Genomic DNA, 15,769 nt, shown 5'->3' with positions numbered 1-15,769 from the left:
CTGTATTGAATATGCTCCTACTTGTATTTTTGTTAGTAACCGCTAATAATTTGTCGCATTCATTGTCGTGGGGAATCCTGCTGCTATATATTAATCCATTAGAACTGGTTAGAGCTTTGAATCTATTAATAGCAGAATTCATAACGGGTAGGGAATATATGAATTTTGGCGCGGCTCATATCGTATTCGGCTTGATTTTATATACGGCTATCGGACTTTTGGGGATGAGATATACAAGAATCGTATCCCCGACAAATCGAACATGAATTGGGGCAGGTATATGATTACAATTGAGAATTTAAATTATAGGCATAAGAATTGTAATAAGAGTAATTTGGAGAATTTAAATGTAGATTTTAAACCGGGTATAGTAAACGTCATTATAGGAAAAAACGGTTCCGGCAAGACGACGCTTTTTGATTTGATTACAAATGTTATCCCAAGACCCGGAGAAATCAACGGTGTACCTAACCATTCTGAAATTATTTATCAGTTACAGGGGTTATCGTTTCCTTCGACTTTGAAAGGGAAGGATTTGTTTCGGTTTTTTTTGTACACGGATCACAATAATAGTATAGAAGTTTCGAATACTCCTTATACCGATAAATACATGGAAACTTCGGAAATTGAGTTAATGGAAAGAGTTTGGGACACCCAATTTGGTCAGTTATCTATAGGAGAGCGCCGATACTTAAGTATTTTGGCGGTAACGCTTATGCAAAGGAAGCTGTATGTATTCGATGAACCGACTTCCGGAGTTGATCCCGAAGCAAGATTGCAAATTTTAAAAAGAATAGAAAGGCTTACTCTTGGTACAAGTTCTACAGTCATTCTTTCTACTCACACTTTACATGAATTTCGAAATATACATTGTAAAATTCATTTATTGCATAAAGGGAGTATAAGATTTCAAGGAACGTATGAGCAGTTTACCGAAAAAGGCGAAAACGGCGATCCAGACTCAGCATTTTATCAAAACCTCTTGCTACATCAAGCAGAGTAATGATAAAGTCCACCCAAAACATTTTACATCAGAAGAATTCAGATGGGCAGGGCACAGTAGAGCAAATAAAAAGCTCTATTGTGTCCTTTTACTTATGTTAATTGGAGGGGGAGATGGTATGACCTATTTACTGTTTGTGATCATTATTTTTATTGGTTTTTTACATCTTATGAATTATATAGTCAATCGTGAGGATAATGAACCCAAGCCGCCATTTAAAGTAAAGTTGTGGCTCATACCAGTGTTGGCGCTTTTATTACTCACAATCGTTTCGTTGTTGGCTGGATTATTCGCACTATTGTTAACCGGAATCGGAGCATTAAACCACACACTCACATTCCCAAATCATTATGCCGCGTTCACAGTTTCGATGTACATAATTCTCTTGTTTCTGCTAGTAGAATCATTTATACATCCGTTCATTTATGCGTTATTATTGGCCCTCTTGAAAAAAAAGCCTACTCGAGTGATTAGTCACATTGTCAATGTGATTGGAGATACGTTAGTTATTTACTTTGTTTTTAACATTTTTCCGTATGTATCTATTTCGGGATTGGACACCGCTTTTTATATCTCCGTTCTTCTTTTGGTTCTTGGTCAAATATGCGTTGGTTTTGAATACGTGATCAAGAGATATATTATTAAAAACAGAAAAAAGAAATGATGACATAGATAAGGTACAGGCAAGCGAAAAGATTCAATCTACGTTCATAAGACCAGGAAAGGGGTGAACAGTGTGGATGTTTATTTAGAAATCGATAATCAAGGAAATTCTCTTTCCCTTGATGTACCCGGTAGTTGAGCTGTGTAATGAACTCACAGGAACAGAAACTTGTAGCTTGTAAGTTCTCCCTCATAATTGGAAGGTAGCACGAGGCTTGGAAATCAAGGATTAAAAGAGATGTACTCGAGGTGAGGATATGATGAAAAAAGAAGCCAGCTACAATAGTTGGCTTCTTGAAAATGTTCGCGTTCGTTTCGGGTACGAAGTACCCTATGATTATAGGAAAAGTCTTTACGCAATTATCCTTTCTGATTCTTTCGAACCGTTTCTTTTGGCGACTATTTATATAGTCCAAAACAACAGAAAGCGGTACTGAATCATCAATAAAATGAACATACAGATAGTTGCTACCAATATAGCATTCCATATTTTTCTTTTTCTGCTAACTTGCTTATCCCTAAATGATCGTAAAATAGGGATAGCTGCAATTACCATGCCAATAGAAAAAACAGCATTGATTATTAGGTGTATCCTAAAATCTCCAATTGGAGAGGACATAGCCGACATAAACCTCGTTATAGTTACTATCATGTTAACCATACATAATAGACCGATAACCGGTAATAGATTTGTTTGTTTATATGCCGGTATATGAAGAGAGATTCCCTGCTTTTTGCGTTTTCTCAATAAAATGACGGATACGAGTGCAGCGATGGAGCCTGTAATAAAAATTATTATACAAAAAACAAAAGCAATCTGATTAATTTGGATGTTTTTGTATAACGGCATTTTTAGATAGTCCCTAATATTTCCTGTGCGAACTTTTTCAACCTGACCGTTTTCATCTAACTCAAAGGATAAAAATGCAAGAGACCCACCGCTTCGTTCCAATATAGATGGATTGGAATCCATTCGTTCAAAAACCAAGGGGGCGACCTCTGCAAAGTGAAGTGTTTCTCGATTTGGATCGATGGAAGGCCGTACTTCAATTTCCCCGTTCCCCATGTCCTTTACCACAATACTATCACCAGAAAGCAAATATAAACTTGACAGGAAGTTGCTATGAATCATTCGGCCCGAATAATAAGTTCCACTGAGATCTTGGGTATGGAGATTTGGCACAGTAACCTTTGCTTGATGAGAAAATTGGGCAGAAAGCTTATCTACAATTTCAGTCCGCACACCACCCGATTCTCCAGCTACGTTGGTAAGCACACTAACACCGAAATTCTCTTCCGGGAGGAGACTTAAAAATGCAGAAAAATTGGTTGTATTCCCTCCATGTTCCAGCAAGCGAGCTCCGTTTTCCTGACGCTGCCAAAACCCATGGGCATTAGAAGGCATACCGGCAGAAACAGAAAGGGAATCGGCATGCATTTCTTTAAGCGTTTGAGGCGAGTTAAATAATGAGTTATCTAAAGCACCCTCATAATCCATTTGTGCGATCATAAACTTTGCCATGTCTTCTGCGGTTGAGGTAATCGCGCCGGCAGGTGCTTCATTTAAAAAGTTTTCTGGTAGCAGCTCGAATCCTTCTGACGCACTGCCATAACCCTTGCTTTTATTTTCTGCAAACCCAGGCAGGTGATAATAATTTGCATAGGCAGTACTTCTTTGCATATGCAAAGGATCAAAGATATGGTTTTTTACATATTCTTCAAAGAGTTCCCCAGACTTAATTTCCACTATATATCCGGCAATGTCTGTACCGAAGTTAGAATATGCGATAACCGTTCCCGGTTCATATATTTGTTTGGGCTGATGTTTTGCACTCACCCATTTTTCAAGAGGAATAACTTTTTCTTTATCAAAAGTAAGCATTTCGCTTGCATTTTCTTCAAACCCTGCGGTATGGTTCATTAAATCTAATATCGTAATTGGTTTATCATAAACCAAATTAAGGCGATCATACCCGATATATTCTCGTATATCTGTATGTAGATCGATCTTTCCTTGTTCAACTAGTTGCATTACTGCTGTCCATGTAAAAATTTTGCTGACCGATCCAATTTCAAATACAGTAGATGTGGGATCAACAGGAATATTCTTCTCTATGTTTGCTACCCCATACCCTTTGCTGAAAATTAGCTTTCCCTCTTTAACTATAGAAACTGCCGCTCCCGGTACGGTAACCCCTATTTTACCTTCCATAATATCATCAACTATTGTTTCGATTTTTGAAATATCCACACCTGATGGAGTTATTTCAGTACTTGCAAATGCTGACATGGGAGAGTAGAAAAAGTAACTGAAAATTGAAATTACGATAGTTACAAAAGCAACCAGCCTATTTATTTTTTTCATTACAAGTCTCCTTATTTCCATTATGTAATCTTCATATATTTTTAGAAACACCAGTTTTATCTCCTTGCTTGTATACCTGTTACTACACTGCCTGCAATGCCTAATACACCTAGCGCTAGCATCCATTTATATGATAAGAAAATTCCAACTAGCATAAAAACAATCCCCGTTATCCCATTTGTAAGTGAACTTATTAGGAATGACCGTTTGCTGGGTTTGGGAAAGCTGATAGAAATTCCTGCCCGTTCCCCAGCCTTTTTACACGCGCTATTTATGCTGCTAAACACTTTATCAATCATCATATCTTTCACTCCTAACATATGAAATAAGAAGCACCCCAGTTAGAAATGCCGACAGCAATATTTAAAATAATGAATACTGGTGCTATATTTCTCTCTTTATTCAAAAATTTGATCTATCGTACTATTTAATAGAAATTCAAATACTTCAAAACGGTCATAAGCAAGTTTATCTTTCAATGTCACCATAAATAGCATCGAACCTATTACAGCATATGCTTTTTCTTTTTCAATTTTCAGTCTGAGTCCTGCAAGATCAATGGTATCGTAGAAAAAAGTTTCGCTATCAAAGTGTAGTTTTTCGATACGGTCTTTAGGTAATTTGTTTAAAAAGGCCAAGAAATCTGGAGTTCCCAGATCATATAGAAATGGTAATTTATCAAATTCTTCGAAATGCCATTTCATGGAACTAATAAAACCAGCTTTGCCCCTTTTACTATTAATAATTTCTAGCAATTTGCTTTTTAACCTATTTTGCACGCGCTCTAAGGTGTCGCAAAACAAATCCTCTTTAGCCGAATACAATAAATAAAATGCTCCTGTTGATATTCCTATTTTTGCTGTTAATTCACCAATACTTGTTTTCTTGTATCCATGCAATGCCCAACTCCGCTCACATTCCGTACAAAGCCTTGTTCTTAGCTCAACTTTTTCTTCATCAGAAAAGCCTTTCGGTCCTCTTGTCATCCATTACACCGCCTTATTTTATTATGAATAAATTTATTTTTTAATTCATGATAGAATCATACGCTCTCTTGTAATAGCTGTCAACAGATATATTTTGCTTGATAATAATTAACGAAAATCATAAAAAGTGATCTAGATTTACTACTTTCGAAGGGGTTTGAACGGATACGATGTGGGGTCTACGGTCTACACTCCTGAGTGGAGCCAAGATCGATCCTAAAGTAACCCATGAAGAGATCACAAAATCAGTAGTAGACTACATAAAAAAGAATAATCTGCATAATATTCCCTGGTGGGCGACGGCTTTTGGAGGAACCATTATCGCGAAAGTAACGGAACAGCTGTGGATTATAGGGTGGGAAGGAGGAACGTTTCGAAGGTGGAAATTATCAGCGATATCGCATGCCCCTGGTGTTATGTGGCCAAAACAGAGCTAGTAAGGTTCAAACAAGGAGGAATAGGATTTGATTCGAAAATTGTCAATGATTTTGATGATGCTGGTACTATTCAGTTCTGAAGTAATGGTGGTCTCTGCCGAGACTGCTTCCTACACAGACGGAACCTACACATTAGAAGTGAATAACGAGGATCCTTCTTTTGATTCGACAGTGAAACAACGAATGATTGATACCTTCTTTATCGTATATCCTCAGATGGTTGCACGTTTCAATGGTCAGGCAGTTCGCAAAGTACATTTTACAATTGATCCGACATACTCTGGTGTTGCGGAAGCAGGAGGGGGCAATGTTAGATTCAGCTCTAATTGGCTGCGAAAGAATCCGGAAGATATTGATACGGTGACCCATGAGTTAATGCATATCGTTCAAGCCTATCCTGGGGGGAGCCCGGGATGGTTAACCGAAGGGATCGCGGACTATGCCCGTTACAAATATGGCGTAAATAATGGGCCGGCAGGATGGGTTCTGCCTAATTATAGCCCTAATCATAAATATACGGATAGTTACCAAGTTACAGCTCGCTTTTTCGTATGGCTGGAAAATCGGATCCGTCCGTCGATCGTCAATGAGATGGACTCCAATCTTCGTAATCGGACTTATAGTGAACAATTATGGGTGAAGTTAACTGGCCAGACTGTCGATCAGTTATGGCAGCAATATTCAAAGGATCCAAACTTGACTAGCAACGATGTGCTTGTGGGAAGACCCTATAAATTAATTAATGTAAACAGTGGAAAAGCATTGGATGTTCAAGGAGCAGGGGCAGCGAATGGCACAAATGTTCAGATTTATTCAGATAACGGATCAGCAGCTCAACGTTGGACCGTGTATCGAAACCAAGACGGCACATATAAACTGATTAACGCGGTTAGTGCCAAAGCACTGGATGTGACAAGTTCGGGGACAGCAGACGGTACAAACGTACAGATTTGGGATGACAACGGTTCAGGTGCACAGAAATGGAGCTTAATGCGTAATACAGATGGCTCGTATAAACTAATTAATAGTAACAGCAATAAGGCTCTGGATGTATCCGCATCAGGCACGAACGACGGTACGAACGTGCAAATCTGGACGGATAATGGGAGCGCTGCTCAAAAGTGGAAGTTGGTACTTTTAAAATAATAGGGGTAGGAATTCATATGACCAGTTAGATCTAATTGATCTAGCTGTTTTTTTCATATTTTCGTGTAATCGGAAGGACGTTGGCCCTTAGCCGGAATATGTAAGATTTGACTTGATTATCAAAAGGGACTAACCCGTGAAGGGTCAGTCCCGTTGCGTCTTGCTATTATTCTACAAGCTTCCAGGATTCATCGCTGCCCGGAATGCTCTTCGTCCACCACTCGGCTAGGTAGAGCTTGCCCTCATAGCGAACCAAATCGCCTTTCACATATACATTGCCCGGCACGTAATCTACACTGCCGTCTTCGTTTGGATTCACTTCTTTATGCCATGCTATGGAGTTATCCGGCGCTTCGCCTCGTACCCACCAATTTGCTGTGTATTTCTCTCCTTTGTAGATAACCGTATCACCCTCATAGTAGATCTTGTTCGGATCATACGTATCCGCAAGCCCGTCGGTAACGGTAATATTCCTCTCTGCCAAGGCTTGCAGGCCTTGATTGTCTTCTACAGTGTACACCAGTTTGTAGGTTCCCGGAGTAGAGGAGTCAACCGTTCCTTCGATCGCGATGCGATCGGTCAGGTCGCCGTCCTCTTCATCCGCAGCGGTAACTCCTTCTTTCGGATCGAAGTGATCGCCCACGAGAATTGTTTTATCCGTAGCGCCATGAATCACTGGCTTGTGATTGATCTTTTCTGCCACAGTGATCGTACGTTCAGCAACTGCTTGCTGTCCTTGGCTGTTCTCTACGGTGTATACCAGCTTATAGGCTCCTGGGGTAGAGGAGTCAACCGCTCCTTCGATCACGATGCGATCGGTCAGGTCGCCATCCTGTTTGTCCGTAGCGGTAACTCCGTCTCTCGGATCAAATTGCTCGCCCACGAAGATCGTTTTATCTGCTGCACCATGAATCACAGGTTTTGAAATTACCGGCGGAATGCTTCCATTTCCGAATGTCTTAAAAATATCGGTAAATTGATATTGCGCCGTTACGCCGCTGTTGTTTTCCAACATCGCATCCCGGTTCATCGACCAGAAGGAGGTCATCGCCAGCCCTTTCTCGATCGCATGATCCACAACCAACTGCGACCACTCTGTCGTAAAGATCGGATGAAGGTTGCTTTCGAACCCGATAGATGGTGTCGTACCAATGATTCCGTAAGCCTCTTGATCGGTTAGATCGATGTTGGCGAATTGCTTGTAGTATTGCTTCACTTGATTTTTCGTTGAATCAACGGCTCTCAGCGAAGCGGAGCCATAGTTTTCGCCAGGCTGGAGCGTACCATTGCCGTAGTTCATCGTCATGATGTTCACGACGTGGACATCCACGCCAGCAGACAAGTAAGCTTCCAACACATCCAGTTGAACAGAAGTCAGACCGCTTGGCAGTACAGGGAGTGTTAATACGATATCTACGCCCGTTGCATCCTGCAGCTTCTTAATCGCCTTTGCGTTGGCGATATTCATGTCTTTGTTCTGAGCGCCGCCCTCAATGTCAAGGTCAAATCGGGTCAGTCCATAGCCTTGAACCAGCTCCATATACGTATTAAAGAGCGTATCGGTGTCTTGAGTAACTTCCCAGAATGCAGCTCCGTTCGCACCGCCTAGCGAGATCGCGACATCTCCGCCCAACTCGCGAATTTCCCGGATGGACTGCTTAATTCCTTGATATTGGGTGTCTTGCGGATTCTTTTCGCTTAGTAAGGAATGTCCTCCCCAGCCCCATTGCACTCTGCCGTCCGCTACTTGATGCCCAACGGGCTGAACAAAGCCGAGATTGAAGAATTTCACGCCGGTATCCTCGGAAATTCTGGCAAGGTTAGGAGCGCCGTTGTTGGAATAGCCCGGCTTGGTAACCCATGCAACCATATCGATGAATGGGGAATTGACTTGCTTCGGCCACTCGATTCCTTGGCCAACCCCAAAGTCATACCCCGGAGCTGTCGCTTCGATAACGGTAATGGTACGTTTTTTCTCGCCCGTTAATCCTTGCGAATCCGTAACGGAGTACACTAGCTCATACTTGCCGGCTGCATTCGTATCGACTTCTCCCGTCACGGCAATGTGGAATGTGAGATCTCCGTCTTCTGCGTCCGTAGCCGTTACGCCAGCCAACTTGTCAAAGCTGTCGCCGACTGTAAGCGTCAGATTCGCAATGCCATGCAATACAGGCGGTTGATTCTTGCTTGGAGCTTCGATAACGGTAATGGTACGTTTTTTCTCGACCGTTAGTCCTTGCGAGTCCGTAACGGAGTAAATCAGCTCATACTTGCCGGCTGCATTCGTATTGACTTCTCCCGTTACGTTAATACGTGATGTCAGATCTCCGTCTTCAGCGTCGGTAGCCGTTACACCGGCCAGCTTGTCAAAGTTGTCGCCGACTTTCAGCGTCAGGTCTGCTATGCCATGCAATACAGGCGGTTGATTCTTGCTTGGAGCTTCATCACCCAGAATGAGCTGTCTGTTCATCTCCGGGCTGTTATCCGATACCCGCTGAACCAGCTCCATGCTTGTAATCTTGGCATCTCCCTTCAGTTTGAATGTATAGGATCTGCCAGTTTCAATCGTTTTTGCATCATAGACCGATTTCAAATCGACGACCGTGTAACCGTTCTCATTGGTTACGGTACCTGCCAAATAATCGCCGGAAGTCAGCGGCCCATCGGCTTGGATGTAAAGCTTCGGCAGCTTAACCGTTTTTGCGCTTCTTTCCACGGCTCTCAACACAGAATTCGATTCGGTCAAGGACTCATTATTGAAAAGGGTGATTTCTACCCCTTTATTGTTGCCCCAAGCTTCTGTATACGGTTTCACATCTGCCGTAACGTCCAGCTTGGTATATTTAATTTCATGTGTTGTCAACGGCTGGCTTCCGAAGAGGCCTTCTTTCGTTGTCTTTGTTAATTTGTCACGCTTGGAAGGATTCGCAGTAGGTGCATCGTTGGAAGCCATCCAAGCAATGACGCCGCCCAGACCATTCTCAAGCACATATTTCGTTTTCTCTTGAATGGATCTTTCATTGTCATAGGTGTAGAATACGCCAGTTGTCCCATCATACAGATAGGGAGCTTTGGCTGCATCATCCCAATATTCCTTGAGATTCGGGTAAGTGGCCTTCAGCTTGTCGAGGTTGCGATAAGACCAAATCCCCGTTCGGCGTCCGGCGTCCCCAATGGTGAGCGCTGCTTCGCCAACGGCGCCGCGGGATGGAGACTGATCCGCGTCTTTGGCGGATAGTGCAGCTTCGCCGAATAGTCCCGGATGATTCGGATCGGTTCCTTGCGACACTTTATCCCAGCCGCGAGTATAGTACGCCGCCCCAATCACAATCTTGTTCGGCTCGGCACCTTGCTCAATCAAATATTTTACGCTTTCGTCGACCGACAGGTTGTTGCCCGTGAGCGGGTCGTTCGGATTCGTATACAAGCCAGTATGGTGGCCGCTTACTTCATCCCATGCGCCGCGCATGTCATAGTTCATAATGTTGGCGAAGTCTACAATGTTGAATAGTCTTGGCACATCAATGCCGATATCGATCTTGCTCTTCGGCGCCGGAAGCGCAACAGACAGTTCATATGCTTTCCCAAGCTGGGCTCCTTGCTTATTCAATGCGTTTTTGAGATCTTGCAGGAGCAAAATATAATTGTTTTTATCCTCCGGCGTGGCGTATTTCGTGCCTTCATCGTTCTTGTTATCGACCAGATCAGGCTGTCGAACTTCAGCCGGGAACTCCCAATCGACATCCACGAAGTCCATGTTCGTGTACTTGATGAATGTCATGACATTTTGGATCAGATTCGCCCGTTTGGAAGCATCGGCTGCAACGACAGCGAAGTCGCCTGATTTCGACCATCCGCCAAGAGAAATGCCGATCTTCAGATTCGGGTTTTCTGCGCGCAATTGCTGCAGGGCGATAAGGATGCCCGCATTGGCCGCTTGCCATTGTACGCCTTCCTGGCCGACAGGCGCTTCTACTGCCGCATCCTTATCCGTAAAGACAAGGTTGCCTTGGGCATCAAAATCGAGAAACGCATAGTTCAGGTGGGTTAATTGATCGGCCGGTATATCCTTAGGATAAAAGTTCCCTTGTCCTCCCCAAATCGACCAATCGCCATAGTACATAACATTCCTTATTTCCTTTGTCGCGTTTTTGACCACAGGTTCCTGTGCTGCGGAAACAGCCGACCCTGCATAAGCCGGTGCCAACGAAGACACGAACATCATGATGGTCACTACCGTCATTGCGAACAATCTCCGTGCACTCTGCTTTTTCCCAGTCTTCATCCGTTATTCACTTCCTATCAATAGATTTTATTAATAGGCAGCTAGGGTGGGGCATCTCGCCATGGATCATACAAAAACAACCATACGACTAATAGAGATGGGGGTCTATTAATCGGCAACTGGCTGGCATAGAATTTCTTCCTTAGCCCCTTTAGTTTTGCGTCACTAGATTTCCCTAGCTTTGCCTAGTAATACCTGCAAACATGCATACTCTTGCATAACGATACATGTTTACACCGTTAAATATACAGCAGTTTCACGTTTATTTAATGGGTCATACGGATTATTTGTGAATATATGAACATAGTTCGATATTATTATTCACTAGAAATATATCATGTTGAAATCCGGATGGAATAAGAGGATGTATGTTAATTCCATATGGTTTGATACTGGACATCAGCCTAGTAACTGCACCGATCCCTTGTTATTCCTTGTTATGCTTTTTTACATATTCCATATGTCCGACAAGGTTTGGGCAGTAGGTCTTAGGTAGGAGGGGAGATATATTGTAGTGTGGATGAACGAGCCAGAGTTCACACAATGATAACGGAATATAACTTTCCTTATCAGTAAAATTCATGCAACTATATAGTACTTGGACTGGATTAAAAAGGGCTGATCCTCCTTTTCTGGGCAATTATACCTCATCCAAAAGTTGAAGAATCAGGAACAAAACAGTGGTCTGACGATCATTTTTCGAAACGGAACCAGGATTGCTTTGACAGGTAATCCATTTTATTTTATAGTAAGTAACACACTAACTACTAAAGGAGATGCCATGGAAGAACTTTTTAAAGAGCTTCAGAAGTGGGGCTTTTCACAATATGAATGTAAAGCGTACATAGGGCTATTGAAAAATTCTCCTATAACCGGATATGAAATAAGCAAAAGGTCAGGTGTACCTCGTTCAACGATATATGAAGTACTGGCAAAATTAATGGATAAAGGTGCGGTGTATACAGTACCTACTGATCCTGTAACCTATGCGCCATTACCAGCAAAAGAATTAATCCGTCGATTGCGTAATGACTTTGACAATTCTATGGATTATCTTGAAAAGAATTTATCTGCGTTAGAAAGTGAACAAGAAGTAGATGTCATTCGACGCATCAGCAGTGATGAGCGCGTTGTGGCCGAAATGATTGACATAATCGATAAAGCTAAAAAAGAAATATGGTTGTCGATTTGGGAACCACAAGTCGCTTCGATAAAAGGTGCTATAGATGAGCGGATAAAGGATGATACCCACGTCTTTTCTATTCTTTTTGGAGCACCTGAGATTCAGCTTGGGGCAACGACTCATCACAACTACATGGCTCCAGAAGTAGCTGAGGAACGTATGAACGGCCGCTTAACGATTGTTGCACGGGATAATGAAGAAGTATTAATTGCAAATTTCGCGCAAAATACACCTGCATGGGCGGTAAAAACGGAAGACCCGGCACTTGTGTTAATCGCGATGGAATACATCAGGCATGACATTATGTTCTCAGAATTAGTGAAAGAAGTGGGCCCAGAGAAAGCAGAAGCGCTTTGGAAAAACGCTCCTAATCTATTTCATGTTGTTACTGGAAAACGGTTCAAATAAATTGAACCGTATTTTCTTTCACTTTTTCGTAGTAGTTAGTAAGTTAGCTTCTAATACTTGAAAATAAAGAGGGAATGAAATGAGTCTGTCGAACGTCCAAATGAATTCGTCTCCGAGAGCTGAAGATAGCTTTATCCAAGGAGTAAAAGATTGTGTCCCCACGCTGCTGGGTTATTTAAGTATCGGATTAGCTGCAGGTGTGATCCAAAAGACTGCGGGACTTAGCATCGCTGAGATCGCTCTGATGTCTATGATTCTCTATGCTGGCTCAGCTCAGTTTATTGCTGCGGGTATGATAGCAGCAAGTAGTTCGATTACTGCCATTATTATTACGATTTTCTTTGTAAATCTTCGTCATATTTTACTTAGTGCCGCACTAGCACCTTATTTCCGGCATCTTACTCCACTTCGCAACATGCTAGTAGGTTCTCTACTCACCGATGAGACATTCGGTGTCGCGATTACCGAGGCGGCCAAGAAAAAGCGAATCAGTGAGAAATGGATGCATGGCCTCAACATAACCGCTTATGTAAATTGGCTTGCAGCGAATCTAGCAGGAGCATTTTTGGCGCAATGGATTTCGAATCCTGAGAAATTCGGACTAGCATTTGCCTTGCCAGCTATGTTTATTGGAATTCTCGTACTCTCTATGGTAGGGCGAAATAGAATCAAACTTGATATCGTTGTCGCAATTATTGCAGTGGTCATTGCTGTGGGAAGTTCTTTCTTTTTGTCCAGCAGTATGGGCGTTATTGTGGCTACAATTATTGCTTCAACAATAGGAATGGTGGTAGAAAAATGGAAGTAAGATGGGACATTTTTTTGATTATTCTAGGCTCAGCTTTTGTCACGTTCATTCCAAGGGTCGTTCCTCTTATGGTGCTTAGTCGGTTTGAATTACCAGAATGGGCAATGCGTTGGTTAAATTATGTCCCCATTTCTGTAATAGCTGCTCTGATAGGTCAAGAGATATTTATCCATGACGGAAAGCTTACATCTCTTACCAACAACATTGAATTTTTTGCAGCCATACCGACTTTTTTAATTGCGATAAAAACAAGAAGTTTATTGGGAACCGTACTGGGCGGTATTATCTCCATAATCATTTTACGCTTATTGTTTTGAAACTTGATACTAGAGTTTTGGCAATCTTCGCTCTTAACGTGAAGAGAATAGTAAAGCTACCGAAGTGAGAAGCCAGTGGTACAGGCTTGTGTATACAGTGAAAAAGACGACTATTATCCCATAAATAGAATAATAGTCGTCTTTTGTTTCGCTCTACGGCCTCGGATTGATCCAAGGTTGTATTGCTCGATTTATTGTTCTGATTCGATTGGGGCTACTTGTCGTTGCGAGATATCATTTGATGATAACGATAAACACTTGATTCCGACATTCCCATTATTTCAGCAACTTCATTTATTGTACCTTTAACTTCAAATACCCCATATTCCTTTAATTTGAAAATAGCAAGTCTCTTTTGTTCAGGTGATAACTGAGCACCGGATTCTAATATATCTTTATCTATTACTGAATAAATGATATTACGAATATTATCGGTAAGTTTTTCAATAGGTTGTTCCTGGTCAGTTTCTTGTTCGATAAGATCTATAGCTGAACTTAGATTGGCCAATTTTAATATATCCTTTGCGACTTTCCTATAGACATCCGCATCAAAATTTATACATAAAAGACCTTGTAATTGACCTTCACGATCTTTTATAAATAAAGTTGATGAACGGAATTTTTTACCTCTGGGTCCTTCTCCAACATAATCTACAACATAATCCTTTTTTAAATATACCTTTTCGTTGATTAATTTTTTTGCATAGTCAGTTAAAGGGCCATTTAAAGATCTTCCACTTAAGTCTCCATTGACTATGTGACCGATTTGAGAACCCCCATTAGGATTTAAAACATGTAATACAAATTCATAATTAGATCCCAAAATTTCCCCGAAATAATTCATTATGTTTTGATAGTGTCGAAATAGTTCATTATCCATTTAAGTATTCCTCCTAATCAGTTATTCCTGAATTTCATTCACTATGAAATTGCTCGCGAATTCATATTCAATTCCAAGGTTGAGCAAAATCTCTTTCAATAAAAGATGCGCTTTACTTCTCGTACATAGATGCGTTCTTCTTTTTTCAGCTATAGACAACCCAACTTCGGGTCTTTTATCGTTTAATGAAGAAGCCAGCATTCAAAATAGACAACCCTATTATAACTTATAACAAGTTTTTTAGAATTTTAAAAGGGAGAAACATTAAATTTGTAATAAAAAATTCCGATAAAAATAATTTATTATCATTTGTTTGACTGCATGAATATCTATGTGGTACTCTGTCTGTGTAGTAATAAAAAATAATTACTATAATAAATTATTTCAAATTATGTGAGAAGGATCAGAAAACATCGTTGTTTTGATGGCATTGATTGCAACGAGTATGATTACAACGATAATTTATCCAAGTATTCAATTCGTACTAAGAAAGGGTTTGATGATTCTTAGTGTTACTTTTGAAAACCCTTACATGGTGGGCGGGTGACTAGTATGGCAACTATGGGGAGGAAACTAATATGAATATGAAATTAGTACCTGTTAAAGAAAAAAGGGTTGTTAATTACAAAAGTTGTTTTGATGTGATTGGACCGGTTATGATCGGCCCCTCCAGTTCACACACTGCAGGTGCCTTAGCTATTGGAACAGTTGCCAATAAACTATTTCAAGGTCTTCCCAAAAAAGTTGTGGTAAGGTATTATGAATCATTTGCTGAAACCCATAAAGGACACGGAACTGATTTTGCAATTATTGCCGGTATATTAGGATTTGCTGCCGACGATAGTAGGGTGCCTGGTGCTATTGAAATAGCAGAATCTAAAGGAATTGACATTACCTTTTTAGAAGAAGCAGGTGATAGTCCTGCAGGTCATCCGAATACTGCAGATATTTATCTGGAGGATGGAAATCGAAATATTAAAACAATGGGAACTTCAGTCGGTGGCGGATTAATTGAAATTAAACATATAGAAATTGACGGGTTTAGCTTACATCTTCAAGGGCCATTGCCGGTTATTATAGCGATTTCCGAGAGAGATGACCTTGAATTTATATTACGCAGGATCTTTAAACAATATAATGTGGAAATTAACAATTTTAATAGTTTGGAGAAGTCAGGAAAATATTTATATCAATTTGATGTGGATTCTCAATTATCTAGTGATGTTCAGAAGGAATTGAGAAATTCTAGCAGTGCAGCTAATATCATTATTCTTTAATTAGATTAGGG

12 protein-coding genes and 1 riboswitch are annotated in these 15,769 nt (G+C 41.1%); of the genes, 7 read left to right on the top strand and 5 right to left on the bottom strand.

Annotated features, from left to right (window positions below):
* Positions 1-280 precede the first annotated feature (280 nt).
* Both BP95_RS0110045 and BP95_RS0110040 read left to right on the top strand, forming a co-directional pair.
* The gene (locus BP95_RS0110045; protein ID WP_197035282.1) at positions 281-1,003 is read left to right on the top strand and encodes an ATP-binding cassette domain-containing protein; all 723 of its coding nucleotides are present in this window, start codon (positions 281-283) and stop codon (positions 1,001-1,003) included.
* Positions 1,004-1,121: 118 nt separating this feature from the next.
* Positions 1,122-1,667, top strand: coding sequence for a hypothetical protein (locus BP95_RS0110040; protein ID WP_028532058.1), 546 nt, complete (start codon positions 1,122-1,124; stop codon positions 1,665-1,667).
* 402 nt (positions 1,668-2,069) lie between these two features.
* On the opposite strand, the gene BP95_RS31850 is transcribed toward BP95_RS0110040, so the two are convergent.
* The 3 genes from BP95_RS31850 to BP95_RS0110025 all read right to left on the bottom strand — a co-directional run bounded on the left by BP95_RS31850 (position 2,070) and on the right by BP95_RS0110025 (position 5,017).
* Positions 2,070-4,031 carry a serine hydrolase domain-containing protein gene (locus BP95_RS31850; RefSeq protein ID WP_175460850.1) on the bottom strand — a complete coding sequence of 654 codons (1,962 nt, stop codon included), beginning with the start codon at positions 4,029-4,031 and terminating at the stop codon, positions 2,070-2,072.
* Between the two features lie 56 nt (positions 4,032-4,087).
* Positions 4,088-4,333, bottom strand: a complete 246-nt coding sequence (locus BP95_RS33520; RefSeq protein ID WP_051614044.1) for a hypothetical protein — start codon at positions 4,331-4,333, stop codon at positions 4,088-4,090.
* Between the two features lie 96 nt (positions 4,334-4,429).
* Positions 4,430-5,017, bottom strand: coding sequence for a TetR/AcrR family transcriptional regulator (locus BP95_RS0110025; RefSeq protein WP_028532056.1), 588 nt, complete (start codon positions 5,015-5,017; stop codon positions 4,430-4,432).
* Between the two features lie 464 nt (positions 5,018-5,481).
* Between BP95_RS0110025 and BP95_RS32360 the strand changes: the two genes are divergently transcribed.
* A complete protein-coding gene (locus BP95_RS32360) occupies positions 5,482-6,600 on the top strand; it encodes an RICIN domain-containing protein (RefSeq protein WP_231515081.1) in 1,119 nt (372 codons plus the stop codon).
* A 166-nt stretch (positions 6,601-6,766) separates the two neighbouring features.
* On the opposite strand, the gene BP95_RS34215 is transcribed toward BP95_RS32360, so the two are convergent.
* Positions 6,767-10,885 (bottom strand): glycosyl hydrolase family 18 protein, encoded by a 4,119-nt coding sequence (locus BP95_RS34215; protein ID WP_081819850.1) that lies wholly within the window; start codon positions 10,883-10,885, stop codon positions 6,767-6,769.
* A 111-nt stretch (positions 10,886-10,996) separates the two neighbouring features.
* Positions 10,997-11,081, bottom strand: a riboswitch (cyclic di-GMP riboswitch).
* 585 nt (positions 11,082-11,666) lie between these two features.
* Here BP95_RS34215 and BP95_RS0110005 point away from each other — a divergent pair.
* The 3 genes from BP95_RS0110005 (at position 11,667) to BP95_RS0109995 (ending at position 13,601) form a co-directional block, all read left to right on the top strand.
* Positions 11,667-12,476: a TrmB family transcriptional regulator gene (locus tag BP95_RS0110005; RefSeq protein WP_021255843.1), complete on the top strand. Its 810-nt coding sequence runs from the start codon at positions 11,667-11,669 to the stop codon at positions 12,474-12,476.
* A 79-nt stretch (positions 12,477-12,555) separates the two neighbouring features.
* The gene (locus BP95_RS0110000; protein WP_021255844.1) at positions 12,556-13,284 is read left to right on the top strand and encodes an AzlC family ABC transporter permease; all 729 of its coding nucleotides are present in this window, start codon (positions 12,556-12,558) and stop codon (positions 13,282-13,284) included.
* Entirely contained in the window at positions 13,275-13,601 is a 327-nt protein-coding gene (locus BP95_RS0109995) for an AzlD domain-containing protein (protein ID WP_021255845.1), read from the top strand. The genes BP95_RS0110000 and BP95_RS0109995 overlap by 10 nt, the downstream gene beginning before the upstream one ends.
* A 214-nt stretch (positions 13,602-13,815) precedes the next feature.
* Here the strand turns inward: BP95_RS0109995 and BP95_RS0109990 are convergent, their stop codons facing one another.
* A complete protein-coding gene (locus BP95_RS0109990) occupies positions 13,816-14,481 on the bottom strand; it encodes a helix-turn-helix transcriptional regulator (RefSeq protein WP_021255846.1) in 666 nt (221 codons plus the stop codon).
* A gap of 578 nt (positions 14,482-15,059) precedes the next feature.
* On the opposite strand from BP95_RS0109990, the gene sdaAB reads away from it, so the two are divergent.
* Complete coding sequence (gene sdaAB / locus BP95_RS0109985) at positions 15,060-15,758, top strand: L-serine ammonia-lyase, iron-sulfur-dependent subunit beta (protein ID WP_028532054.1); 699 nt, start codon at positions 15,060-15,062, stop codon at positions 15,756-15,758.
* The last annotated feature ends 11 nt before the right edge of the window (positions 15,759-15,769 follow it).

The sequence above is a fragment of the Paenibacillus sp. UNC217MF genome, assembly GCF_000686865.1.
GTDB lineage: Bacteria > Bacillota > Bacilli > Paenibacillales > Paenibacillaceae > Paenibacillus_B > Paenibacillus_B suaedae.
The sequence above is the reverse complement of the archived record's forward strand: the minus strand, read 5'-3'. Positions and strand labels throughout refer to the sequence as shown.

Excerpts from the sequence above, each read along its gene's own strand:
- BP95_RS0110045 (WP_197035282.1), top strand. The coding sequence starts at position 281 with ATGATTACAATTGAGAATTTAAATTATAGGCATAAGAATTGTAATAAG.
- BP95_RS0110040 (WP_028532058.1), top strand. The coding sequence starts at position 1,122 with ATGACCTATTTACTGTTTGTGATCATTATTTTTATTGGTTTTTTACAT.
- BP95_RS31850 (WP_175460850.1), bottom strand. The coding sequence starts at position 4,031 with ATGAAAAAAATAAATAGGCTGGTTGCTTTTGTAACTATCGTAATTTCA.
- BP95_RS33520 (WP_051614044.1), bottom strand. The coding sequence starts at position 4,333 with ATGATGATTGATAAAGTGTTTAGCAGCATAAATAGCGCGTGTAAAAAG.
- BP95_RS0110025 (WP_028532056.1), bottom strand. The coding sequence starts at position 5,017 with ATGACAAGAGGACCGAAAGGCTTTTCTGATGAAGAAAAAGTTGAGCTA.
- BP95_RS34215 (WP_081819850.1), bottom strand. The coding sequence starts at position 10,885 with ATGAAGACTGGGAAAAAGCAGAGTGCACGGAGATTGTTCGCAATGACG.
- BP95_RS0110005 (WP_021255843.1), top strand. The coding sequence starts at position 11,667 with ATGGAAGAACTTTTTAAAGAGCTTCAGAAGTGGGGCTTTTCACAATAT.
- BP95_RS0110000 (WP_021255844.1), top strand. The coding sequence starts at position 12,556 with ATGAGTCTGTCGAACGTCCAAATGAATTCGTCTCCGAGAGCTGAAGAT.
- BP95_RS0109995 (WP_021255845.1), top strand. The coding sequence starts at position 13,275 with ATGGAAGTAAGATGGGACATTTTTTTGATTATTCTAGGCTCAGCTTTT.
- BP95_RS0109990 (WP_021255846.1), bottom strand. The coding sequence starts at position 14,481 with ATGGATAATGAACTATTTCGACACTATCAAAACATAATGAATTATTTC.
- sdaAB (WP_028532054.1), top strand. The coding sequence starts at position 15,060 with ATGAATATGAAATTAGTACCTGTTAAAGAAAAAAGGGTTGTTAATTAC.